Consider the following 23,644-nt stretch of genomic DNA (forward strand, 5'->3'; position numbering starts at 1 on the left):
TGTCCTCGGTGAGTTCGGGGGAGTGGCACCGGAACGCAGCGTGCGCGACCTCGGACCCGGAGACGTTCTTTCCGCTGTCCTACTGCCACGAGGACCAGGTGCGCCCGGCTCGGCGGATCTGTGGCCGCTGCCCTGTCCGCACGGCGTGCCTGGTCGACGTGATGGCCACCGAGAACCCCGCCCGCCGCTGGGGCATCTACGGCGGCACCACACCGGCCGAACGCGCCGCCCTGCGCCGCGCCGGACTCACCGTCACCCCGGCTCCGACAGCTCCGTCGGTCGGGGGTGATGCCGCGTGAGCGCCACCGAGAACCCGGGCCGCTGCGAGGTGTGCCGGGTCGTGCTCCACGAGCGCCCGGACCCGCGTCGGCGTCGCTGCGCCGATCACCTCGACCAACTCGCCCTGGTCCCGCTCACCCAGGTCCCCGGACGCACCCGCACCCGCAAGCCCCGCAAGGGAGGTGAGACCCGATGAACGCCGCAACGATGATCCTGCTCGGCGGTGGCCTCGCGGTCGGCTGCTGGGTGCTCGCGAAGATCGGCCACGCCGTCACCAAGGTCCTGGAGACGCTCGCCGCGATCGCGGCCGTGTTCGTCGCGCTCTGGCTGGCGGTCAAGGGCGTCTATCTCGGCGCCCGGTGGCTGGTCCGCCGCCCGCGCACCGTCGCCACGACCGCCGTCGTGCTCGTCTGGTCGCACTGGCTCGGCTGGCTCTCGCTCGCCGTCACTGTCGCCGTGCTCGGGGCTGGGCTCGGTGTCTGGCGCTGGCTCGATGTGGCCTCGTTCGACGTGTGGGCCGGGCGCCGCCTGCGGGCGTGGTGGCAGCGCTGGACTGTCTATGCACCGCGCATGCCCGGCTGGCTCCGAGCGTGCCGCCTGACCGTCCCGGACGACCGGCACGCCCTGGTCGTCAACGTCAACCCGCTGCGCCGCTCCGGCGCCGTCCCCCGCCAACGCCCGCGCCGCGACCAGATCCCGCGCATCCTCGGCGTCCGCTCCGGCCCGTCCTGGGACGAGGTGCTGGTGCGGCTGGTGCCGGGGCAGACCCCGGAGGACGTCGACGAGGCCGCCCGCGCACTGGCCGTCTCCCGGAACGTGGCCCGCTGCCAGGTCCGCGAGCTGGAGCCCAACGTCGTCAGCATCGATTTCCAACGCCGCAACCTGCTCGCCGACGTCGTCGCCTGCCCGGACGTGGCCGAGCTGCGCCAGGTCGCCGGGGACGGCCTGGACCTGTCGCGGGTGTGGTCGGGGCGCACCGAGTACGGCACCGACTGGCACCAGCCGTTGGCCGGCGGGCACACGCTGTGCGCCGGAGCCACCGGTGCAGGCAAGAACTCCGTCATGTGGGCGCCCCTGGTGTCGATCGGGCCGGCTATCCGCGACGGCCTGTGCCGGGTGTCGGGGATCGACCCGAAGGGCATGGAACTGGCCTACGGCCGCGACGTGTTCCACCGCTACGCCGTCACCAGCCGCGACGCCCTGGAGCTGCTGGATGAGCTCGTCGACGGGATGGAGGCCCGCAAGCGCGACAACGCGCAGAAGGTCCGCACCGTCCCGATCACCCGGGACAACCCGCTGGAGCTGCTGGAGTTCGACGAGATCGGCGCCCTGACCCGCTACGTCGGCGACCGTAAGACCCGCGAGGCCATCACCGAACGCGTCGCCCTGCTGACCACCCAGGGCCGGGCGCTGGGCTACACGGTGCGCGGCTACGTCCAGGAGCCGACCAAGGACACCGTGCCCGTGCGGGACCTGTTCCCGCGCCGCATCTGCCTCCGGGTGGCCACGAAGTCCCACGTCGGGATGGTGCTCGGCGATCACGCCTACGACCGGGGTGCGTGGGCGAACCGGATCGGTGAGTCCGAACCCGGCGTCGGCTACCTGTTCGGCGAAGGCATCCGCGAACCGCTGCGGGTCCGGGCCGCGTGGGTGCCCGACGACGCGATCAAGGACCTGGAGCGGCTCGTCACCGGCCCGGCGCCGCTGGCGATCCCGGGACCGCGCCCGGTGCTGCCGTTCCCGCAACCCGCCGGAGCACCGGCCGGAGGTGCCGCATGACCACCACCGAACCGACCACCGAGCCCGCCGAGGCCATCGACCAGGACCAGCTCACCCGAGCGCAGAAGGCGCTCCTGGCGCTGTCTAACGACGTCGCCGCACGGCTCGCCGAGGATCACGGCGTTTGCACCCGACCGCTCGCCATGCGTCGGATCGATCAGACCAGCGGCCGGGTCGACGTGGTGCCGGTGCCGTGCGGGTCGACGCGGGAGGACCAGTGCCGCCCGTGCTCGGACAAGGCGCGCCGTCTGCGGATGGTGCAGTGCCGGGAGGGCTGGCACCTCGAGCAGGAGGTGGTCGTCGAGCGCAACGACCCCACCGAGGCGCAGAAGGAGCTGATGGCCACCCGCGCCGACCTGCACACCGCCTACCAGCGCGCTCGCGAGGAGGGTGACGAGCGCGAGTGTGAGGAGATCCGGGACACGGTCGAGGAGATCGACCAGGAGCTACGCGCGCTCGGCGTCCGGGGCCGGCTCGCGCCACTCGACCCGGCACCGCAGACCGTGCGCCGGACCACCCGGCGACGCCAGGACGCGCCGAACCTGCCGAGGCGGCCGGTGGAGGACCGCACCGTCGGCCGCGTGTTCGGCGGCAAGTACCGCCCGTCCACCTTCCTCACTCTCACCCTCGACTCGTACGGGCGGGTGGACAAGAACGGCGCCGCCATCGACCCGGCGAACTACAACTACCGCCGTGCCGCTCGGGACGCGATCCACTTCCCGCGCCTGGTCGATCGGTTCTGGCAGAACACGCGGCGCTGCGTCGGCTGGGACGTCCAGTACTTCGGCACCGTCGAACCGCAGAAGCGCGGGGCGCCGCACTTCCACGCCGCGATCCGCGGCACCATCCCGCGCGCCGAGCTGCGCCAGATCACCGCCGCGACCTACCACCAGGTGTGGTGGCCTCCGCACGACACGATCGTCTACACCGGACAGAAACTGCCGCGCTGGGACAACCACCACAAGGCGTTCGTCGACCCGGACACCCGCGACCCGCTCCCGACGTGGGATCAGGCGACCGCCCCGGAGAAACTGATCAACCCGGCGCACACCGTGCGGTTCGGCGACCAGGTCCACGTCAAGGGCATCCTCGGCGGCACCGAGGAAGCCGTGCGCCACATCGGCTATCTCACCAAGTACCTCACCAAGAGCGTCGGGCAAGCGGCTGGGCTCGACGAGACTGTGACCGAGCGGCAGCGCGAGCACGCCCGACGCCTGGCCGCCGAGCTGGCGATCACGCGATGTTCGCCGCGCTGTCCGATCTGGCTGATCTACGGCGTCGAGCCGAAGGGCGCCCGACCGGGGACGGTGCCGGGGCATTGCAAGGGCAAGGCGCACAAGCCCGAACACCTCGGCATCGCCGGACGCCGCGTCCTCGTGTCCCGCAAGTGGTCCAACAAGAGTCTCAGTGATCACCGGGCCGAGCGGACCGCGTTCGTTCGGCAACTGCTCGACAAGGCCGGAGTGCAGCCTGGCTACGCCGTCGATGACGGGCCGTTCGTGTGGGAGACCACCAAGGCCGGAGACACCGACGTGCCGTCCCGGCCGGTGTTGCTGCTGCACGCGATCCATCAGCGACAGCGATGGCGGGCCGACTATGACGCCGCCGTGATGGCGACCGGTGAACCACCCGACCGTTCGGCAACCGAGGAGGCGGCATGACCACGAAGGTCGATCGGGACGAGTTGCTCACCGTGCGCCAGGTCCTGGAGCTGCTTGGCGGCGTCTCGCGGGACACGTTCTACGAGTGGCGGGAGAAGCGCACCGCCCCGCCGTGCTTCCGGCTCCCGAACGGGCATCTCCGGGTCCGGCGCGGTGACCTGCTGGACTGGCTGGAGGCGCTGCGCGATCAACCCGGGCGGGTGGCGTGACCGAGACGACGTATCGGGTCAGCATCTGGCAGCTCTCCAGCCCGGCGAAACGACGCCGTCACGGGGTCCGTTGGAAGACCGACACCGAGGAACACTCGGAGTGGTACCCGACCAAGCGCCTCGCGGAGTCGTTCCGGGCGGACCTGCTGCGCGCTCAGCGGGCCGGAGAGGCGTTCGAGGTCGGCTCGGGCCTGCCGGTGTCGATGGCCCGCAAGCGGGCGTCCCGGACCCTGCTGGAGGCGGCGACGGCGTACGTGGACTGGCTGTGGTCGAGCGACGCCCCGCCGAACACCCGCAAGGCTGCGGTGACGAACCTGGCGGCGGCGATCCCGCTGTTCGTTCGGCAACTCGACCACGGGCCGGATCCGGCTCTCGCGCAACGGCTTCTCGCGACCCGGGTCCTGCCCGTTCCGCAACGCGACCTCGTCCTGTCGCCGGAGGAGACGGCGGTGGTGAGCTGGCTCCGCCGGGCATCGCGTCCGCTGGGCGACCTGGGCAACGACCTCACGGCGTCCGAGCTGCTGCGTGCGCTCGCCTCGACGGCGACCGGTCATCGGGTGACCTCGTCGACCCTGGACAAGCGCCGCGCGGTGCTGCACCGGACGCTGGAGTTCGCCCGCGCCGCCGGGTGGGTCGAGTCCAACCCGCTCACCGGCCGTCGCCTGACCGGCGAGACCACCGGCGTGCAGGTCGTGGATCCGCGGGTCGTGGTGAACCCGGCGCAGGCCAGGCAGCTCCTGGCGGCGGTGACCTACGTGATCAGCCGTGGACGGAGCCGGGACCCGGACCGTGGTGCGCGGCTGCGGGCGTTCTTCGCGTGCCTGTACTGCGGCGGCCTGCGGCCTGGGGAGGCGCAGAACCTGACCGAGAATGACATGGAGCTGCCGGGGGAGGGGTGGGGCCGGCTGCTGCTGGCCGGTGCTCGCTCGGAGGTCAGCGGGAGCTACTACGCGGGCTCAGGGTCTCGGTATCACGCCCGGCCGTTGAAGCGTCGGCGGCCGGAGGAGGTCCGTCCGGTCCCGATCCCGCCCGCGCTCGTCGCGATCCTGCGCGAGCACCTGGAGATGTTCCCGACGGCCCCGGACGGTCGCCTGTTCTTCGGCGCTGAGTCCGCCCAGAACGTCCCGGGGTCGGTGACACGCGGATCTGGGAGCAGGCCCGGGAGATCGGTCTCAGCCCGGCGCAGGCGGCGTCCCCGCTCGCGCGTCGCCCGTACGACCTACGCCACGCGGCGCTGTCGAGCTGGCTCGCTGCCGGGGTCCCACCGACGGAGGTCGCCGCCCGGGCCGGGAACACGGTCGCGGTCCTGCTGACGGTCTACGCGAAGTGCATCGACGGTCAGGCGGACGCCTACAACGACCGGATCTCCGAACTCCTCGGCAACTAGTCGATCATCCACTGTGGAGGCGAGCCGCCATGATCGTTCCGTACCTGTTCCGTAGATTCGGCCGGACGACGACAGCGGCTCCCGGACGGCCACAGACACCCGGACTGAGCCACGGCGACGTTTCCGCAGCTCACGCGGCCGATTCGTGCAGGCCGGTCTACACGGTCCGGCGGTCGCGTCCCTCCCAGAACGGCTTGCGGAGGTCCTTCTTCAGGATCTTCCCGGTCGGGTTGCGCGGGAGTTCGTCCAGCACGTCGACCGACTTCGGGCACTTGAACGACGCCAGGTGCTCACGGCAGTAGGCCAGCAGCTCGTCCGGGTCCACGGTGGCGCCCGCGGCGGCCACCACGCACGCCTTCGGCACCTCGCCCCACCGGTCGTCGGGGACACCGATCACGGCCACGTCGCCGACCGTCGGGTGCTCGGCCAGTACGCGCTCGACCTCGGCCGGATACACGTTCTCGCCGCCGCTGACGATCATGTCCTTGATCCGGTCGGTGACGTAGATGTAGCCGTCGGCGTCGATGTGCCCGCCGTCGCCGGAACGCAGCCACCCATCCTCGGTGATCGCCGCCTCGGTGGCCTCCGGCTTCTGCCAGTAGCCGCTCATCAGCTGCTCGGTCCGCACCCAGATCTCGCCGGGCTCGTCGACCCCCAGCGTCTCGCCGGTCGCCGGGTCGCGTACCTCGATCGTCACGCCGCTGATCGGCGTGCCGGCCGAGACCAGGCGGTGCGCGACGGCCGGGTCGACGTGGTCCTCCGGCCCGAGCGAGGTGACCACGCCACACGCCTCGGTCATGCCGTACACCTGGTGCAGCTTCGGCCCGAACAGCTCCAGGCTCGCGCGCATCACGGGCAGCGGCATCGGCGACGCCCCGTAGGAGATCGCGCGCATCGACGAGAAGTCCCGTGCCGACGCGTCCGGGACGGCAACCATCGCGGCCATCAGCGCGGGCACCCAGAACGTGTGGGTGATCTTCTCGGCGGCGATCATGTCGAGCAGCGCGGCCGGGTCCGGCATCCGGACCATCACGATCCGGGCGCCCTGCGCGAGCGCGACGAACGCGTAGCTCGTCCCGCCGACGTGGAACAGCGGCATCGCGACCTGGACGACGTCGTCCGGCGTCAGCTCGAAGTCGGCCGCGACGTTCGCGGCGTGCGCGAGCATCCCGGCGTGGGTGAGCATGGCGCCCTTGGGGAAGCCGGTCGTCCCGGACGTGTAGAGCTGCACGAAGCAGTCGTCCGGCTGCGCGTCGTACGGCTCGGTGTCCGGCTCGTGCGCGCCGAGGAACGCCTCGTACTCGTCGGCGTCGCCGCCAACGTGCAGGACCCGGCGGACGGTGTCCATCCTGTCCCGCAGGCCGTCCGCGGCGGCCGCGAACTCCGGGCCGACGAACAGCAGCTGCGCCCGCGCGTCGTTGATCACGTAGAGGATCTCCGGCGGCGCCAGCCGGAAGTTGACGACGGCGTTCGCCGCACCGATCCGCGCGCAGGCCAGCGACAGCTCCACACACGACGGGTGGTTCAGGTCGAGCACGGCGATCCGGTCGCCGGGGCCGATCCCCTCGGCGCGCAGCGCGCTCGCCAGGCGGCGCACCCGCTCGTCGAGCTCGGCCCAGGTGAGCCGCAGGTCGCCGAAGCGCAACGCCTCGCTGTCACCCCGCTCGTCGGCCCAGCGCTGCAACAGGTTCGACACGGTCCTCGACGTCGTCGTCACGAATCCTCCCTCGGCACGGTGACGAAGCTCGTTACCGGAAATCCGGCACGGCGGACGAATCCCGCCATCCTGATGGGCCGTCCGGGGAGAACACCAGCCCCCGCCTGAGGCTCGCCACGACCGACCGGGAGGATGGGTCGGCGACAGCGACGATCGGGGGAACCGACCGTGCAGAGCATGGAGACCGTCCCGGAGGCGACCGGCGAGCGGGCGCCCACCGGACGGATCACGGTGGACGGGCTGGGCAAGAGCTTCGGCCCCGTCGAGGCCGTGCGCGACCTGACGTTCACCGTCGAGCCCGGTTCCGTCACCGGGTTCCTCGGGCCGAACGGGTCCGGCAAGACGACGACGCTGCGGATGATCCTCGGCCTGGTCACGCCCGGGACGGGCACCGCGCTCGTCGAAGGCGTGCCGTTCGCCGAGCTGGAGTCGCCGGGCACGGTCGTCGGAGCCGTGCTCGAGGTCCAGGGCGGACATCCGAAGCGGACCGCGCGGGCGCACCTGCGGGCGCAGGCCGCCGCGATCGGCGTCCCGGACACCCGGGTGGACGAGGTGCTGGCGCTGGTCGGCCTCACCGAGTCGGCGAACCGGCACGTCGGCGGCTTCTCGCTGGGCATGAACCAGCGCCTGGCGCTGGCCGCCGCGCTGCTCGGCGACCCGCGCATCCTCGTGCTCGACGAGCCGGGCAACGGCCTCGACCCGGACGGCATCGCCTGGCTGCGGCAGTTCATGCAGTCGTTCGCGGCGTCCGGACGCAGCGTCCTCGTGTCCTCGCACCAGCTGGCCGAGATCGAGCTGACCGCGCAGCGGCTGGTGGTGATCGACCGCGGGCGGTGCCGGTTCGACGGCGCGATCGACGAGCTGCGGACGTCCCAGGGCGCGCGCGTGCTCGTCCGGTCCGCCGACCCGGTGAAGCTCGCCGAGGCGCTCGTCGCGGACGGGCTGACCGAGGTCGACGCGACCGGCGACGACTGGCTGGCCGTCTCCGGCGCGGACGCGGTCCGGGTCGGCGACGCCGCCCTCAAGGCCGGCGTCGCGGTGTACGGGATGAGCGAGGAGCGGGTCGGCCTGGAGCAGATGTTCCTGAAGCTGCTCGCGGAGGAGAACGGATGACGGCCTCGGAGAACGCCCCCGCCGCCCCGGTGCAGACCGCAGTGGCGCACCCGTCCGGCCGCCGCGCACGGATCGGGCCGCCGCGTCGCTGGCGGGCCGTGCTGCGCGCCGAGATCCGCAAGACCACCTCGGTGAAGCTGTGGTGGGTCCTGGTCGTCCCCGTCGTGCTGCTCTCGCTGCTGACCAGCCAGTTCGGGTCGCTGCTCTCGCTGATCCTGCCGACCGCGACCGAGGAGTCGCCGGTCCGCCTGATGGTCGGAGTGGCGTCTGCGACGAGCGTCGTGTCCGTTCTCGCGGCGATGTTCGGCGCGCTGACGATGACCGGCGAGTTCCGGCACCGCACCGCCACGAACGCCTACCTGACCGGCGCCCGCGTCCAGGTGCTCGGCGCCAAGGTGGTCGTGGCGGCCGTCGTCGGAGCGCTGTACGGGCTGCTCATGGGCGTGCTCGGTCCGCTGCTCGGTGGGGCCGCGCTCGGGCAGCAGACGCTCCCCGGGTTCGGCGACCTGGTGCTGCTCGGGCTGGCCGGGATCCTGGTGTGTGCGCTCTGGGGCGTGATCGGGGTCGCGATCGGCACCGTGGTCCGCAACCAGGTCGGCGCCATCGCGATCGCCGTCGGCTACCTGATCCTCGGCGAGAACGTGATCTCGGTCGTGCTGGGCCTCGGCGATTCGAGCACGTCGGACCCGACGTGGGTGTCGCGGCTGTCGTCGTTCCTGCCCGGCAACGCCGGCGACCTCACGCTCTACCACCCGGCCCTGGCCGGGGCCGGCGACGAGTCGAGCATCCGGCAGGGCCTCGAGCTGCTGGCGGGCGCGACTGCGCCGCCGCCCGGCTGGGTGTCCGCGCTCGTGCTGGTGGCCTGGACGGTCGCCGCCGTCGCGGTGGCGGTCGTCGTCGGTGGGCGCCGCGACGTGACGTGAGGTGAGACCCCGGCGGACTGTCGGTGGTGCGGCCTAGCCTGGGCCGGTGCCCGTTCGATCTCCCTCTGGCGACCCCACCACCCGGGAAGGCTGGATCCGCAGGCTGGTGAAGGCCTGCCTGCGCCATCCCGGCGTGACGATCGGGGCGCTCCTCGCGTCCGTGCTCGGGGTCGGGCTGGAGGCCGTCGGGCCGCTGCTGACCAAGGCCGTCGTGGACGGCGCCGTCGGAGGGTCGACGGCCGTGGTGCTGCCGGTCGTCGTCACGTTCCTGAGCCTCGCCGTGATCCGGTTCGGGGCCGCGTTCCTGCGCCGCTACCTCGGCGGCCGGATGGCGCTGGACGTCCAGCACGATCTTCGACGGCAGGTGTTCCGCGCCGTCCAGCGCATGGACGGCGTCCGGCAGGACCGGCTGCGCACCGGCCAGGTCGCGTCCCGCGCGATCTCGGACCTGACCCTGGTCCAGGGGCTGCTGTCGATCATCCCGCTGTCCGCGGGCACGGTCGTGCTCGGCGTCGTGTCGATCTCCGCGATGCTCTGGCTGTCCCCGCTGCTCACGGTGATCTCGCTGATCATGCTGCCGGTCGCGGCGATCATCACGAACCGCACGCGCAAGACGCTGTTCCCGGCCACCTGGTCGGCGCAGCAGCGGGCCGCGGAGATCGCCCAGCAGGTGGAGGAGACGGTCACCGGCGTCCGCGTCGTGAAGGGTTTCGGCCAGGAGTCCCGCGAGGTCACGACGCTGGAGGGCCGGGCGCGGCGGCTCTACGGGGAGCGGCTGCGCGCGGCGAGGCTCACCGCCCGGCTGAACCCGGTCCTGCTCGCGCTGCCCGGCCTCGGCCAGGTCGCGGTGATCGGCCTCGGCGGGGCGCTGGCCATGAACGGCTCGATCACGCTCGGCACGTTCCTGGCGTTCACCACGTACGTCGCGCAGCTGATCGGGCCCGCCCGGCTGATCGGCGCGCTGATCGTGGCCGCGCAGCTCACCAGGGCGGGCGCCGAGCGGGTGTTCGACATCGTGGACTCCGAGCCGGACGTGACCGACCCGTCGTCGCCCCGACCGCTGCCGGACGGCCCGCTCCCGGTCGAGCTGGACGACGTCGTGTTCACCTACGACGGCGCGCCCGGCCCGACCGTGGACGGCCTGTCGCTGCATGTGGAGCCGGGCGAGACGGTCGCGCTGGTCGGCCCGCCGGGTTCCGGGAAGTCGACCGTCGCGCTGCTGTTGCCGCGGTTCTACGACCCCGACTCCGGAGCGCTCCGGATGGGCGGCGTCGACCTGCGCGAGCTGCGGCTGCACGACCTGCGGGCCGAGCTCGGGGTGGTGTTCGAGGAGGCGTTCCTGTTCTCCGACACCATCCGGAACAACATCGCCTACGGGCACCCGGACGCGTCCGAGGAGGAGGTCCGCGCCGTCGCGGAGGCGGCCCAGGTCGCCGCGTTCGTCGACGACCTGCCGGACGGCTTCGACACGGAGGTCGGCGAGCGGGGGCTCACGCTGTCCGGGGGCCAACGGCAGCGGATCGCGCTCGCCCGCGCCATGCTCGCGCGGCCCCGGGTGCTGGTACTCGACGACGCGACGTCCGCGGTGGACACGGCGACCGAGGCCGCGATCCACGAGGCGCTCCGCGACCTGACCAGCGACCGCACGACGCTGCTCGTCGCGCACCGGCGCTCCACGCTGGCGCTGGCCGACCGGGTCGCGGTGCTGGACCACGGCCGGATCGTCGACATCGGGACCGAGGCCGAGCTGCGCGAGCGCTCGGCGCTGTTCCGGGAGCTGCTGGCGACCGGGGCGTCGGCGTCCCGGGAAATCAGCGTGGTGCCCGCGGAGCCGGGCGTCGTGCTGGAGCCGGTGCCGCACCCGGCCGTGTCGTCGAACGGGAACGGTGCGGGGCCGGGCCCGGACGGCGTCACCGCGGCGCTGTGGCCGGAGCACGACGCCGACGCCGACCCCCGGCTCTCCCCGACGGGGACCGGGACGCCGCCCGCAGGCGGCCCGCCCGGTTCGGCCGGGGTGGCCGGCGGCATGCCGGCCACGCCCGAGCTGCTGGCCGCGGTGGACCGGCTCCCGCCGCCGTCGGAGACCCCGCGGCTGCGTGGCGAGGCCGACCCGACGGCACCCGACCCGCGCTTCCGCCTGAGCTCGCTGCTGCGTCCGGTGCGGAGGCTGCTGCTGGTCGGCATCGCACTGATCGGGCTGGACGCGCTCGCGACGCTGGCGCTCCCGTCGATCGCGCGCTACGCCGTCGACGGCGGGATCACGCCCGGCGTCGGCAGCGTGCTGTGGATCGCGGCGCTCGCCGGGCTCGCCGTCGTCGTGCTGGACGCCGTGTTCGTCGCGTTCCAGACCGTGGTCACCGCGCGGGCCGGCGAGGGGCTGCTCTACCTGCTGCGGGTGCGCAGCTACGCGCACCTGCAGCGGCTCGGCCTGGACTACTTCGAGCGCGAGCTGTCCGGCCGGATCATGACCCGGATGACCACCGACGTGGACGCGCTGTCCACGTTCCTGCAGACCGGGCTCGTGCAGGCCGTGGTCAGCCTGCTGACCGTCGTCGGCGTCGCGGTGGCGCTCGTGGTCACCGACCCGGAGCTGGCGCTCGTCGCGCTCGCCGGGCTGCCGGTCCTGATCGTCGCGACCGTGGTCTTCCGGCGGTACTCCTCGCAGGCCTACGAGGACGCCCGGGAGAAGGTCAGCGTCGTCAACGCGGACATGCAGGAGAACGTCACCGGTGTGCGGGTGGCGCAGGCGTTCGTCCGCGAGGAGCGCAGTGCCCGCCGGTTCGGCGAGCGCAGCGCCGACTACCGCCGGTCCCGGCTGCGCGCACAGCGCTACATCGCGACGTACTTCCCGTTCGTCGCGCTGCTGTCCGACGTGGCGACGGCCGCGGTGCTCGGCGTCGGCGCGTCCCGGATCGTCGGCGGCGACCTCTCGGCGGGCGTGCTGACCGCGTTCCTGCTGTACCTGACGATGTTCTTCGCCCCTGTGCAGCAGCTGTCCCAGGTGTTCGACGGCTACCAGCAGGCCCGGGTCGGACTGAACCGGATCTCCGACCTGCTGCGCACACCGACGTCGGTGCCCGAGGTCGACGACGCCGACCGGGTCGCCGTCCCGGCCCGGCTGCGCGGCGAGGTGGAGCTGCGGGACGTCACGTTCTCCTACACCGGTGCCGCGACGCCTGCGCTGGCCGACGTGTCGCTGCACGTCGCGCCGGGGGAGACGGTCGCGCTCGTCGGGGCCACCGGGGCCGGGAAGTCGACGCTGATCAAGCTCCTGGCCCGGTTCTACGACACCGGCGAGGGCGAGGTGCTGGTCGACGGCACCGACGTGCGGCGCTTCCCGCTGTCCGGGTACCGGCAGCGGCTCGGCGTCGTCCCGCAGGAGGCGCACCTGTTCACCGGGGACGTCGCGTCGAACATCGCCTACGGCCGGCCGGACGCCGATCCGGCCCGGATCGAGGCCGCTGCCCGTGCGGTGGGAGCGATCGACCTGGTCCGGTCCCTGTCCGACGGCTTCCGCACCCCGGTCGGCGAGCGCGGCCAGGGGCTGTCGGCCGGGCAGCGCCAGCTCGTCGCGCTCGCGCGGGCCGAGCTGGTGGACCCGGACGTGCTGATCTTCGACGAGGCCACGGCGGCTCTCGACCCGGCCACCGAGGCGGCCGTTCTGTCGGCGGGCGAGCAGGTGACCGACCGGCGGACCGCGTTCGTCGTGGCCCACCGGCTGGCGACGGCGGCCCGCTCGGATCGGATCGTCGTGCTCTCCGGCGGCCGGATCGTCGAACAGGGCCCGCACACCGAGCTCGTCACATCCGGCGGGCGCTACGCCGAGTTCTGGGAAGCGGGCGAGCTGGAGCCGGAGGAGGATCGACCACTGCCGGTGACACCCCGTCCCTGACGATTCCTGCCCGATCCCGGGCAGAAACCTGGCGTTCGACGCGTGCCGGTCGGCACCGTGGACGTCGTGCCGGCCCACGAGGAGCTGATCGCGCACCTCGTGCGCACGACGTCGCTGAGCCCTGGCGAGGCGACCCGCGTGGTCGCCGACGTGCTCGGCTACTTCGGCGAACCCGTCGAGGCGTTCGTGCGGCGCCGGCACGCCGAGCTGCGGGCGAGGGGCCTGCACAACGACCGGATCTTCGCGCAGATCGCGGACGAGCTGAGGGTGCGGCGGGTCGCCGCACCGGAGCTGACCGTCCGCCAGCTGCGCCGACTCGTCTACGGGTAGGAGGGGTGCCGATGTGCGGCATCGTCGGGTACGTCGGGCCGCGGGACGCCACGGGCCCGCTGCTGGAGGGCCTGCACCGCGTGGAGTACCGCGGGTACGACTCCGCAGGCGTCGCCGTGCTGCACCGGCGACGGGGGCAGGACGCCGAGCTGCGGGTGCACCGGACGGCGGGCCGGGTGGACGACCTGGAGGCGAGCCTGCCCGCCCGGTGGAGGGGCACGCCGGGCATCGGGCACACCCGCTGGGCCACGCACGGGGAGCCGACGGTCGCGAACGCGCACCCGCACACCGACGTGTCCGGCCGGATCGCGGTCGTGCACAACGGTATCGTCGAGAACGCCGACGAGCTGCGCGAGAAGCTCGCCGCCGACGGCGTGGTGACCACATCGGACACCGACACCGAGGTGATCGCGCACCTCGTCGCCGCCGCGTTCGACGACGGCGCCCCTGACCTGGAGCAGGCCGTGCGCCGGGCGCTGTCGAGGGTCGTCGGGACGTACGGTCTTGCCGTCCTGGACGCCGGACACCCGGACCGGGTCGTCGTGGCGCGCAACGGGTCTCCGGTGCTGCTGGGGATCGGGGAGCGGGAGATGTTCGTCGCGTCCGACGTCTCGGCCGTCGCCGCGCACGTGAGCCAGGTCGTGTATCTCGACGACGGCGAGCTCGCGTCGGTGACCGCGGACGGGTACCGCACGTTCACGCTCGACGACCGCGCGACCGAGAAGCGACCGTCCGAGATGGACGTCGCAGAGCTCGAGGACTCCGAGCGCGGCGAGCACGAGCACTTCCTGGCCAAGGAGATCGCCGAGCAGCCGCGCGCGATCTCCCAGGCACTGCGCGGGCGGATCGAGGAGCGGTTCGCGACCGTCCACCTCGGCGGACTGAACATGGACGTCCGCGAGGCGCGTGCGTACCGGAGGGTGACCGTGCTCGGCTGCGGCAGCGCCTGGTTCGCCGGCGAGCTCGGCGCCCAGATGATCGAGGACCTGGCGCGGATGCCGGCGCGCGCGGAGTCCGCGTCGGAGTTCCGGTACCGCAACCCCGTCGTCGAGCCGGACACGCTCTACGTCGCGGTGAGCCAGTCCGGGGAGACGGCGGACACGCTGGCCGCCGTGCAGGAGCTGCAGCGCAAGGGCGGGCGGGTGATCGGCGTGGTGAACGTCGTCGGCTCCACGATCGCCCGCCAGGTCGATGGCGGCATCTACCTGCACGCCGGACCGGAGCGCTCGGTCGCGTCCACGAAGTCGTTCACGTCCACGCTGGTCGCGTTCGCGCTGCTGGCCGTCCACCTCGGACGGATGCGGGACCTCTCCCCGGCCGACGGGCGCCGCGTCCTGGACGCCCTCGCCGCGCTCCCGTCGCAGGTCCAGGACGTGCTGGACACCGAGCGGGAGACCGGAACGGTCGCCGCGGTCGCGGCCGAGCTGGCCACACGCGAGAGCGTGCTCTACATCGGACGCAGGCACGGCTGGGCCGTCGCCCGCGAGGGGGCGCAGAAGCTCAAGGAGGTGTCCTACGTGCACGCCGAGGCCTACGCCGCTGCGGAGCTGAAGCACGGCCCGCTCGCGCTCGTCGGGCCGGAGCTGCCCACGGTCGCCGTCGTGCCGGACGACGACCTGTTCGACAAGAACGCGTCGACGCTGGCCGAGATCCGGGCCCGTCGCGGTCCGATCGTCGCGGTGGGGCACCGGGACGTGCCGAACGCCGGCCGGACGCTCGTCGTACCGCGCAGCGAGCCGGAACTGGATCCGGTCCTGCTGTCGGTGCCGCTGCAGCTGCTGGCCTACCACGCCGCCGTCGCACTCGGCCGGGACGTGGACCGCCCCCGCAACCTCGCCAAGAGCGTGACGGTGGAGTGACTCAGTCGAGCAGGCGCTCCAGCCGGGCGGCCACGGCCGCGCGGCGCGGGTCGTCGGAGGCGAGCAGGTCCAGCAGGTGCTCGTGCACCTCCAGGTCCTCCGCGCCCAGCGGGTGCTCGGAGAACCGGTGCACCAGGTCCGTGTCGTCAGAGGCCAGCAGCGCGTGCCGCAGGCCGGCGGTGAGCTCGTCGCGCAGCTCGCGCACGGCGGGCGCGTCCGAGCGCGGCAGCAGCTCTCCCCGGCACGCGTCCAGCGCCTCGCGGGCGTGCCCGGCGCGCAGTGCGGTGCGCACGCGGAGGAAGTCCGCGTTCGGTGCGGCGGCCAGCCGGTACGGGCGGGTGAGCAGGTGCTCGGTGCCGAGCAGCGCGCGCAGGCGGTGGATCTCGCCGCGCATCGTGGTCGGGTTCCCGTCGTCGCCGTAGAGCATCAGTGTCAGCTGCTCGCCGGTGAGGCCGTCCGGGTGCAGCGCGAGCGCGGTGAGGATCTCGGCGGGCCGCGGCGAGGCGGGGATCTCGCGGTCGCCGAGCGTGATCTGCGGCGTCGGGTTGCCGGTGAACCGCAGCGCGACGGCCGGGGCCTTCTCCGCGGCGCGGGCCCGGCGGCGGGTCGGCAGGTGCAGCAGGTAGCCCTCGCCGAGCTGCTCGACCTGCATCTCGCGACCGTCGCCGAGCTGCACGCGATCCACGCCGTCGGCGATCCGGATCCGCTCCGGGAACCGCCCGTACGGCTCGCTGGCGATCACCCGGCCGCTGGAGGACAGCAGCGCCCCCTCCGCGCCGCGCAGCGCCGTGAGGTGCGGCATGTTGCGGACCCGCAGCCGCTCGTCGGCGATCGCGAGGCGGACCTTGAGCTGGTTCTCGGCCAGCTGCGCCGTCGCGGACACGAGCTGCACCAGCGCGGGGTGCAGCGTGTGCAGCGGCCCGGAGATGTCGATGGCGCCGATCGTCGAGCCGGTGTCCGGGTCGTGCACGGGGGCGGCCACGCAGGTCCAGTCGTGGTAGGTCCGGACGAGGTGCTCCGCGGAGTGGATGCGCACCGGCGCGTCCACGGCCAGCGCGGTGCCCATCGCGTTCGTACCGATGGCCTCCTCCGACCACCGGGTGCCCTCGAACAGGCCGACCTCGTCCGCGGAGTGCAGCAGCCCGTGCGCGCCGTCGCGCCAGAGGATGTGGCCCTCGGCGTCGGTCACCAGCATCACGTGCATCGCCTCGTCGGCGATGCTGACCAGCGTCGTGCGCAGCAGCGGCATGACGTCGTGCAGGGGGTGCCCCTCGCGCAGGTGCGGGAGGTCGTCCGGGCCGTACACGACGGGCGGGGTCCGGCGCTCCGGGTCGACGTGCGCGGCGAGCGAGCGCTGCCACGAGTCCGACACGACGGCCCGCGGCGGGCCGGTGTGCCCGCCGGTGCCCAGATCGTCGTCGTAGATCCGGCGCAGGCGCATCGCGTCCGCCACGAGGTCGGTCGCCGGGGTCTCGTCGTCGAGCACGATCGCGCCTCCCGTTCGTCGCGGTGCCCTGCGCGGGGTCGTTGTCCGTACACCCACCGTAGGCCGCACTCGGTGGGTCTTCACCTCCGCGTCCGATCCGGGGGGACTCGAAGCCGTGGCCAGGCATGTTAGCCGGGTCACACCGATCCGTCCTGTCCGCGCAACGTGTTGGCAACGTGGCGCTCCCTACCGTGCTCGACACACCCGCCACGGCGGCGGGTCGCGTGGCAGGTCTGGAAGGACGTGGCGATGACGCTCGAAGCCGTTCGCGAGGCGACCGACGTGCAGTTCCGTGTCCGGGACGGCGTCGAGGCACCCCGCCGGACGGCCCGCGTACTCGTCGTCGACGCCCAGCCGATCGTGCGCCACGGCGTCCGCGCGCTCATCACCTCCGAGCCGGATCTGGCGCTCGTCGGCGAGGCCGCGTCCCCGCGGGACGCGCTGCTGGCCGCCGAGCGGACCCGTCCCGATGTGATCGTTCTCGACATCGAGTTCGGCCGCGACGAGCGCCCGGGGCTGGATCTGGTCCGCGCGCTGCTGGAGCGGTGCCGCGGCGTCCGGATCCTCGTGCTGACCGGGTGCCGCGACCGCGAGGTCATGATGCGGACCGTGCGCCTGGGCGTGCACGGCTACCTGCGCAAGGGCGCCGACTGCACCGACCTCGTCCGTGCCGTCCGGTCGCTGCTGCGCGGCGAGGGCGTGTTCGACCCCGGCACCACGGCCGCCCCGCTGCAGGTGCTGAACGAGCCGACCGAGACCGAGTTCGCCCGCACCTCGCTGCTCACCGACCGCGAGAACCAGGTCCTCAAGCTGCTCGCGGTGGGCATGTCCAACCGCGAGATCGGCGCCCGCCTGACGATCTCCGAGGCGACCGTCAAGTTCCACGTGCGCAACCTGCGGGACAAGCTCGAGGTCCGGCGCCGTACCGAGATCGTCTACACCGCCGCCCGCCAGGGCATCGTCTAGCCGGGCCGGGGCGGTGAGGGAGATCCCCGCCCCGGCCCGCGCCGCACTACCCGAAGAACACCTCGGCCTCGGCGTACAGGCCCGGATCCACGGTCTTCAACGTGCCGGTGGCCTCGGACAGCGGGCACGTGACGATGTCGGTGCCGCGCAGCGCGACCATCTGGCCCCACTTCTCGTCGTGCACCGACTCGATCGCGTGCAGCCCGAACCGGGTCGCGAGCCAGCGGTCCCGCGCCGTCGGCGTCCCGCCACGCTGGACGTGCCCGAGCACGGTCGTGCGGGCTTCCTTGCCGGTCCGGGACTCGATCTCGCGGGCCAGCCAGTCCCCGATGCCGCCGAGCCGGACGTGCCCGAACGCGTCCGTCGCACCCGAGACCAGCGCCTCGTCGCCGCCCTTCGGCTTCGCACCCTCGGACACGACGATGATCGGCGCGTAGTCGCTGCGGAACCGGCTCTCGACCCACTTGCAGACCTGGTCGATGTCGAACTCGACCTCGGGCAGCAGGATCGCGTTCGCCCCGCCGGCCATGCCGGAGTGCAACGCGATCCAGCCGGCGTGCCGTCCCATGACCTCGACGATCAGAGCGCGGTGGTGCGACTCGGCCGTCGTGTGCAGGCGGTCGATGGCCTCGGTGGCGATCGAGACGGCCGTGTCGAAGCCGAACGTGTAGTCCGTGCCGGACAGGTCGTTGTCGATCGTCTTCGGGACGCCGACGACGTGCACGCCCTCCTCGGCGAGCTTCGCCGCGACGCCGAGCGTGTCCTCGCCGCCGATCGCGACGAGTGCCTCGATGCCGCGGTCGGTGAGCGTCTTGCGGATCCGGTCCACGCCGTCGTCGAGCGCGAACGGGTTCGTCCGCGACGAGCCGAGGATCGTGCCGCCGCGCGGGAGCAGGCCGCGCACGGCCGGGATGTCGAGCGTCATGGTCAGGCCCTCGAGCGGGCCGCGCCACCCGTCGCGGAAGCCGACGAACGAGTAGCCGTACTCCGGGATCCCCTTGCGCACCACGGCTCGGATCACGGCGTTCAGGCCGGGGCAGTCGCCGCCCCCGGTCAGCACTCCGACGCGCATCTCTCCGGTCGTCTCCTCGATCGATCCAGAACGACGCCCGGCGGGGCGTCGCGCACACGCTAGCGGGGTCCCGGGCGATCGTCCCGGGGGGTCGCCGCACCCCTGGGGTCCGGACGTCGAACCCGGAACGGACATTCCGTTCATCCGGTGTCCACTCGATCGATACCCGGCAGGAGTCCGGACTACCTAGCGTCACCGGCGACGCTCCCACCACCGTCAGGAGACCCACGTTGCCGGACGACGACCGGACCCCTCGACCACTGCCGCTGATCGGGCACCGGGGCGGACGGCAGGGCCTGACCTGTCGCTACCGCTGTGGCGACGCGTGCGCCTCGGACGCGCCGAACACGTCGTCGAACCCGTACTTCGGTGACCTGCTGAACCGCGTCCTGGACCGGCGCGGCGTGCTGCGCGCCGGTGCCGTCGTCGGGGTGGCGGGCGGCGTGGCGCTGACGCTCGGGTCGTCGACGGCGGCCGCCGCGGCTCCCGGCGGTGGCGACGCTCCGCGGGGACTGCGCTACGAGACGGTCGCGCCGAACACGGCCGACGCCGTCGTCGTCCCGAAGGGGTACGAGAGCAACGTGGTGATCCGCTGGGGCGACCCGCTGTTCCCGGACGCCCCCGAGTTCGACTTCGACAACCAGTCGGCGGCCGCGCAGGAACGCCAGTTCGGCTACAACAACGACTTCTGCGGCCTGCTCCCGCTGGACGGCCGGCAGCGGTTCGTCATGTTCTCCAACCACGAGTACACCATCGAGCCGCTGATGTTCCGCGGATACGACGACGAGAACCCGACCCCGGAACAGGTCCGGATCGGCCTGGCCGCGCACGGGCACTCGGTGGTCGAGGTGACCCGCGAGCGCGACGGCACGCTCGTCGCGGACCGCGAGGGGCGGCTGAACCGCCGGATCACCGGCACCACCGAGTTCACGGTGGACGGACCGGCCGCCGGATCTCCGCTGCTGCGCACGTCCGCCGATCCGACCGGCACCCGCGTGCTCGGCACGTTCAACAACTGCTCCGGCGGCGTCACGCCGTGGGGCACGTTCCTGTCCGGCGAGGAGAACATCAACCAGTACTTCGCGAACGCGGGACCCGACCCGCGCCTGGCCCGCTACGGCTTCGCGGCCGAGGCGTCCGAGCGGGGCTGGGAGAAGGTCGAGTCGCGGTTCGACCTGGCCAGGGAGCCGAACGAGGCGAACCGGTTCGGCTACGTCGTCGAGGTCGACCCGTTCGACCCGTCCTCGCGCCCGGTCAAGCACACGGCGCTGGGCAGGCTCAAGCACGAGGGTGCGAACGTCCGGCTGTCCCGTGACGGGCGCGCGGTCGCCTACATGGGCGACGACGAGCGGTTCGACTACGTCTACAAGTTCGTGTCGGACAAGCCGATGCGCCGCGGTCAGAGCCGGGCGGCGCGCGAGCACAACGCGACGTTGCTCTCGTCGGGCACGCTCTACGTCGCCCGCTTCACCGGCGACAGCCCTCCCGCCGAGATCGACGGCAGCGGGAAGCTCCCCGCGGACCGCGCGTTCGACGGGTCCGGCCGGTGGATCCCGCTCGCGGCGGGGGAGCGCTCGTTCGTGCCCGGGATGAGCGCGGACGAGGTGTACGTGTTCACGCGCCTGGCCGCGGACCGCGTCGGTGCGACCAAGATGGACCGTCCCGAGGACGTCGAGCCGCACCCGAGCACCGGTCGTGTCTACATGGCGCTGACGAACAACACCGACCGTGGCAAGGCGGGCAAGGCCGGCCCGCACGAGGCGAACCCGCGGCGGGACAACAAGCACGGCCACGTGCTGGAGCTCGTCGAGTCCGGTGAGGACGGTGCGGCTCGTGAGTTCGCCTGGTCGATCCTGCTCGTCTGCGGCGACCCGAAGGACCCGTCGACGTACTTCGGCGGGTTCGACAAGTCACAGGTCAGCCCGATCACCTCACCGGACAACGTCGCGTTCGACGGGCACGGCAACCTGTGGATCGCGACCGACTCCGGCGGCGAGCTGGAGATCAACGACGGGCTGTACGGCGTCTCCCTGGAGGGCCCCACCCGCGGGCGGACCACGCTGTTCGCCAGCGTTCCCCGCGGGGCCGAGTGCTGCGGCCCGGTCGTGCGCGAGGACATGGTGCTGATCTCCGTGCAGCATCCCGGCGACCTGGACGACGCGAGCCCGGATCGTCCCGCCTCCGTGTGGCCGGACGGGCCGGGCAGCCAGCCGCGACCGTCGGTCGTCGCGATCCGGCACGTCGGCGAGGGCGACCACCCGGCCAAGATCGGCGTGTAGACGGTGGTGTGACTCAGGCGCAGCGGCCGAGGTCCGGCGTGCCGGACCCGCCGCTGCCACCGAACGAGATGTGCACGTGGTCCTTGTGGTTCGCGGTGTCGCCGCCGCGGTCCTCCATGGACTCCCAGCCGCCGCCGGTGTTCATCCGCTGGTTCCAGATCACGTAGGTCACGCCGAGCTCGTCGGCGTTGGCCAGCGCGCACTCGGCGATCGCGTCGCCGCGGGCCTCGTCGGTGGTCATCAGGTCGAGCGCCTTGCCGCCGGGGTGGTCGGACGCGTTGCCGCGGCTGCCGACACCGAGCATGTCCGGCTGGCCGAACGCGCAGCCGAGGAACTGCGCCGCGTCGGCGACCCAGCTCTTCACGCCGCCCAGGCCGGAGGTGTCCAGGTCGCACGACCCGGCCTTCGGCGCGTTCCGCTCCGTAGTCGCCGGAGCGGCGGACGGGGCGGACGCCGCGGCCGCGCGGGCGGCGGCGTCCCGGACGAGGCGCTCCTGGCCCTGCCCGGCCGCGGCGGTGGCGGCGAGCAGCCCGGACGAGCGCACGACGTCGTCGGCGCCGGCCAGGACGGGACCACGGTCCTCCGTGGACGCTTCGGCCGCGGACGCCTCGCTGGCCAGCCGGAACGCTCCGGTGGTCTCGGGGGCCGCATCGGAGTCGTCGGTCAGCCCGGCGACCGGGGTGACGACGGCCAGTACGCCGCTCGCCGCTGCGGCGGCGGTGGCCACGTTGCGCAGGCCCGTGCGCGTGTCGAGCGCGGGCCGACGGTGTCGGGACACGGTGCTCCTCCACGACGCCCGGAGGTCCGGGCGGGCAAACGTGGGGAGCGCGGGATCTCGTCGATCCCAGCCCGCTGGGGAGCCGGACCCGGGTGTCGCGTCCTCGACGGTAGCGGGTTCAGCCGGAATGTCCGTTCCGGAGCAGACGTGCGAGACGATCGCGCACACCACTGCGACGAGTGGTCGCTCACCCTTCCGTGTGGGCATGCTTGCGCGGCAAGCTGTCCGCGGCCGACCGAGGGCGTCCGGCCACGGGGGAGGGATCATGACGTCGACGCGCGACGACGACGCGGTGAGCAGGGCCGAGCAGGTGTCGGATCCGCGGCAGGTCCGGCGGGTGGCCGTCGCGAGCGCGATCGGCACGACGATCGAGTGGTACGACTACTTCATCTTCTCCACGGCGGCCGCGCTCGTGTTCAACAGTCAGTTCTTCTCGACGTTGTCCCCGGCGTCCGGCACGCTCGCCGCGTTCGCGACCCTCGGCGTCGGGTTCGTGGCCCGGCCGCTGGGCGGGATCATCTGGGGCCATCTCGGCGACCGGATCGGGCGCAAGGCGATGCTCGTGACCTCGCTGCTGCTGATGGGCGTCGCCACCGTCGGAGTGGGCCTGCTGCCCACGTACGCCCAGGTCGGGGTGCTGGCTCCGGTCCTGCTGCTGGTCATGCGCCTGCTGCAGGGCATCAGTGCGGGCGGCGAGTGGGGCGGCGCGGCGCTGATGGCCGTCGAGCACGCGCCTCCGGCGCAGCGGGGCCGGTACGGCTCGTTCGCCCAGATCGGCGTCCCGGCCGGGCTGATCCTGGCCCAGCTCGTGTTCCTCGTGGTGAACAACCTGGTCAGCCCGGACCAGTTCGCGGCGTGGGGCTGGCGGATCCCGTTCCTGCTGTCGATCGTGCTGGTCGTCGTCGGACTCGTGATCCGGCTGCGGGTCGAGGAGAGCCCGGTGTTCCGCGCGCTGCGCTCGGAGTCGGCGCGCAGCCGCGCACCGATCGTCGACGTGTTCCGCGAGCGGCCGCGCGAGCTGACGCTGGCGTCGCTGTCCTTCATCGCCAACACCGCGATCGGCTACGTGTTCCTGGCCTACCTGCTGTCCTACGGCACGTCGGTGCTGAAGGTGGACCGGAACACGATGCTCGTGGTGATCGTGGCGGGCAGCGTGTGCTGGCTGGTCAGCATCATCGCGGCGGCCGTCTGGTCGGACCGGGTGGGCCGCAAGCGCCCGTACGTCGTCGGGTCCGTGCTGCTGGTCGTCTGGCCGGTGCCGTTCTTCCTGTTGCTGGACACGGCCGCGCCCGCATTGATGATCGTCTCGGTGCTGGTGCTGACGATCGGGCTCGGCCTGTCCTACGGCCCGCAGTCGGCGCTGTTCGCCGAGATGTTCGAGCCCCGGTTCCGCTACAGCGGCGCGTCGTTCTCCTACGCCGTCGGGGCCGTGCTCGGTGGCGGGTTCGCCCCGGTCGTCGCCGCGTACCTGCAGGGCGCGACCGGGACGTCGCTCTCGGTCGCGGCCTACATGGTCGCCGTGGCGGTGATCAGCCTCGTCGCCGTGCTGCTGATCCGGGAGACCCACCGCCCCCGGGCGTGAGCCTCAGAGCAGGTCGGAGCTCGACGAGAGGTCACGTGCGCGACGACGGCCCGCGACGCTGGGCCGTTCGGTCGCCACCGGGGACCGGCCGGAACCCGCCATGTTCTCGGCCTCCTCGGCGAGCTGACGGGTGACGCAGGGCCACGCGGCGCTGACACCGCTCGCGTCCCGGCACTCCCGGCAGTAGCCCTGCGCGTCCGGCGTGTGCTCGTCGAGCGTGCGGCGCAGCAGGTCGGGCATCTCCGAGAGGATGTTCGCGAGTGCCAACTGGACACCTCCAGATCGATTGCCGGGCACAGTAGTAGCCCGGTCGGGGGAGGCGTTCCGAGGGG

Annotated in this window: 19 protein-coding genes; 14 read left to right on the plus strand and 5 right to left on the minus strand. The window is 72.8% G+C overall.

The window, feature by feature from the left end; translation table 11 throughout:
- The first annotated feature begins 8 nt into the window (after positions 1-8).
- From EV378_RS22805 to EV378_RS35470, 6 genes are read left to right on the plus strand one after another with little or no spacing between them, the layout of a single operon-like run.
- A complete protein-coding gene (locus EV378_RS22805; RefSeq protein WP_243653721.1) occupies positions 9-299 on the plus strand; it encodes a WhiB family transcriptional regulator in 291 nt (96 codons plus the stop codon).
- Positions 296-475, plus strand: a complete 180-nt coding sequence (locus tag EV378_RS22810; RefSeq protein ID WP_132429490.1) for a hypothetical protein — start codon at positions 296-298, stop codon at positions 473-475. Before EV378_RS22805 ends, EV378_RS22810 begins: the two co-directional genes overlap by 4 nt.
- Positions 472-2,058 carry an FtsK/SpoIIIE domain-containing protein gene (locus tag EV378_RS22815; RefSeq protein ID WP_132429492.1) on the plus strand — a complete coding sequence of 529 codons (1,587 nt, stop codon included), beginning with the start codon at positions 472-474 and terminating at the stop codon, positions 2,056-2,058. Before EV378_RS22810 ends, EV378_RS22815 begins: the two co-directional genes overlap by 4 nt.
- Positions 2,055-3,719: a replication initiator gene (locus EV378_RS22820; RefSeq protein ID WP_132429494.1), complete on the plus strand. Its 1,665-nt coding sequence runs from the start codon at positions 2,055-2,057 to the stop codon at positions 3,717-3,719. Before EV378_RS22815 ends, EV378_RS22820 begins: the two co-directional genes overlap by 4 nt.
- On the plus strand, positions 3,716-3,928 hold the full coding sequence (locus EV378_RS22825; protein ID WP_132429496.1) for a helix-turn-helix transcriptional regulator: 213 nt from the start codon (positions 3,716-3,718) through the stop codon (positions 3,926-3,928). Before EV378_RS22820 ends, EV378_RS22825 begins: the two co-directional genes overlap by 4 nt.
- A complete protein-coding gene (locus tag EV378_RS35470) occupies positions 3,925-5,241 on the plus strand; it encodes a site-specific integrase (RefSeq protein WP_165922432.1) in 1,317 nt (438 codons plus the stop codon). The genes EV378_RS22825 and EV378_RS35470 overlap by 4 nt, the downstream gene beginning before the upstream one ends.
- Positions 5,242-5,472: 231 nt before the next feature.
- Here EV378_RS35470 and EV378_RS22835 read toward each other — a convergent pair whose 3' ends face one another.
- A complete protein-coding gene (locus tag EV378_RS22835) occupies positions 5,473-7,032 on the minus strand; it encodes a long-chain-fatty-acid--CoA ligase (protein WP_132429498.1) in 1,560 nt (519 codons plus the stop codon).
- Positions 7,033-7,209: 177 nt separating this feature from the next.
- Here EV378_RS22835 and EV378_RS22840 point away from each other — a divergent pair, with 177 nt between their 5' ends.
- The 5 genes from EV378_RS22840 to glmS are packed head-to-tail and all read left to right on the plus strand — an operon-like array spanning position 7,210 to position 15,149.
- Positions 7,210-8,145, plus strand: coding sequence for an ATP-binding cassette domain-containing protein (locus EV378_RS22840; protein ID WP_132429499.1), 936 nt, complete (start codon positions 7,210-7,212; stop codon positions 8,143-8,145).
- A complete protein-coding gene (locus EV378_RS22845; RefSeq protein ID WP_132429500.1) occupies positions 8,142-9,068 on the plus strand; it encodes an ABC transporter permease subunit in 927 nt (308 codons plus the stop codon). The genes EV378_RS22840 and EV378_RS22845 overlap by 4 nt, the downstream gene beginning before the upstream one ends.
- Positions 9,069-9,114: 46 nt before the next feature.
- A complete protein-coding gene (locus tag EV378_RS22850; RefSeq protein WP_243653722.1) occupies positions 9,115-12,960 on the plus strand; it encodes an ABC transporter ATP-binding protein in 3,846 nt (1,281 codons plus the stop codon).
- A gap of 42 nt (positions 12,961-13,002) precedes the next feature.
- Positions 13,003-13,290, plus strand: coding sequence for a hypothetical protein (locus EV378_RS22855; RefSeq protein ID WP_243653723.1), 288 nt, complete (start codon positions 13,003-13,005; stop codon positions 13,288-13,290).
- An 11-nt stretch (positions 13,291-13,301) separates the two neighbouring features.
- Positions 13,302-15,149: a glutamine--fructose-6-phosphate transaminase (isomerizing) gene (glmS, locus tag EV378_RS22860; protein ID WP_132429501.1), complete on the plus strand. Its 1,848-nt coding sequence runs from the start codon at positions 13,302-13,304 to the stop codon at positions 15,147-15,149.
- 1 nt (position 15,150) lies between these two features.
- Here the strand turns inward: glmS and EV378_RS22865 are convergent, their stop codons facing one another.
- Positions 15,151-16,590, minus strand: coding sequence for a GAF domain-containing protein (locus EV378_RS22865; protein WP_165922639.1), 1,440 nt, complete (start codon positions 16,588-16,590; stop codon positions 15,151-15,153).
- A 294-nt stretch (positions 16,591-16,884) separates the two neighbouring features.
- On the opposite strand from EV378_RS22865, the gene EV378_RS22870 reads away from it, so the two are divergent.
- Positions 16,885-17,601, plus strand: coding sequence for a LuxR C-terminal-related transcriptional regulator (locus tag EV378_RS22870; protein WP_132429503.1), 717 nt, complete (start codon positions 16,885-16,887; stop codon positions 17,599-17,601).
- A gap of 46 nt (positions 17,602-17,647) precedes the next feature.
- Here EV378_RS22870 and EV378_RS22875 read toward each other — a convergent pair whose 3' ends face one another.
- The gene (locus tag EV378_RS22875) at positions 17,648-18,673 is read right to left on the minus strand and encodes a 6-phosphofructokinase (RefSeq protein ID WP_132429504.1); all 1,026 of its coding nucleotides are present in this window, start codon (positions 18,671-18,673) and stop codon (positions 17,648-17,650) included.
- 230 nt (positions 18,674-18,903) lie between these two features.
- On the opposite strand from EV378_RS22875, the gene EV378_RS22880 reads away from it, so the two are divergent.
- Positions 18,904-20,952 (plus strand): PhoX family protein, encoded by a 2,049-nt coding sequence (locus tag EV378_RS22880; protein ID WP_132429505.1) that lies wholly within the window; start codon positions 18,904-18,906, stop codon positions 20,950-20,952.
- Positions 20,953-20,965: 13 nt separating this feature from the next.
- Here the strand turns inward: EV378_RS22880 and EV378_RS22885 are convergent, their stop codons facing one another.
- Positions 20,966-21,730 carry a VldE C-terminal domain-containing protein gene (locus EV378_RS22885; RefSeq protein WP_132429506.1) on the minus strand — a complete coding sequence of 255 codons (765 nt, stop codon included), beginning with the start codon at positions 21,728-21,730 and terminating at the stop codon, positions 20,966-20,968.
- 265 nt (positions 21,731-21,995) lie between these two features.
- Here EV378_RS22885 and EV378_RS22890 point away from each other — a divergent pair, with 265 nt between their 5' ends.
- Positions 21,996-23,312, plus strand: a complete 1,317-nt coding sequence (locus EV378_RS22890; protein WP_132429507.1) for an MFS transporter — start codon at positions 21,996-21,998, stop codon at positions 23,310-23,312.
- 3 nt (positions 23,313-23,315) lie between these two features.
- Here EV378_RS22890 and EV378_RS22895 read toward each other — a convergent pair whose 3' ends face one another.
- Positions 23,316-23,579 (minus strand): hypothetical protein, encoded by a 264-nt coding sequence (locus EV378_RS22895; RefSeq protein WP_132429508.1) that lies wholly within the window; start codon positions 23,577-23,579, stop codon positions 23,316-23,318.
- Positions 23,580-23,644: the final 65 nt, after the last annotated feature.

Source organism: Pseudonocardia endophytica, assembly GCF_004339565.1.
Taxonomy (GTDB): Bacteria; Actinomycetota; Actinomycetes; order Mycobacteriales; family Pseudonocardiaceae; genus Pseudonocardia; species Pseudonocardia endophytica.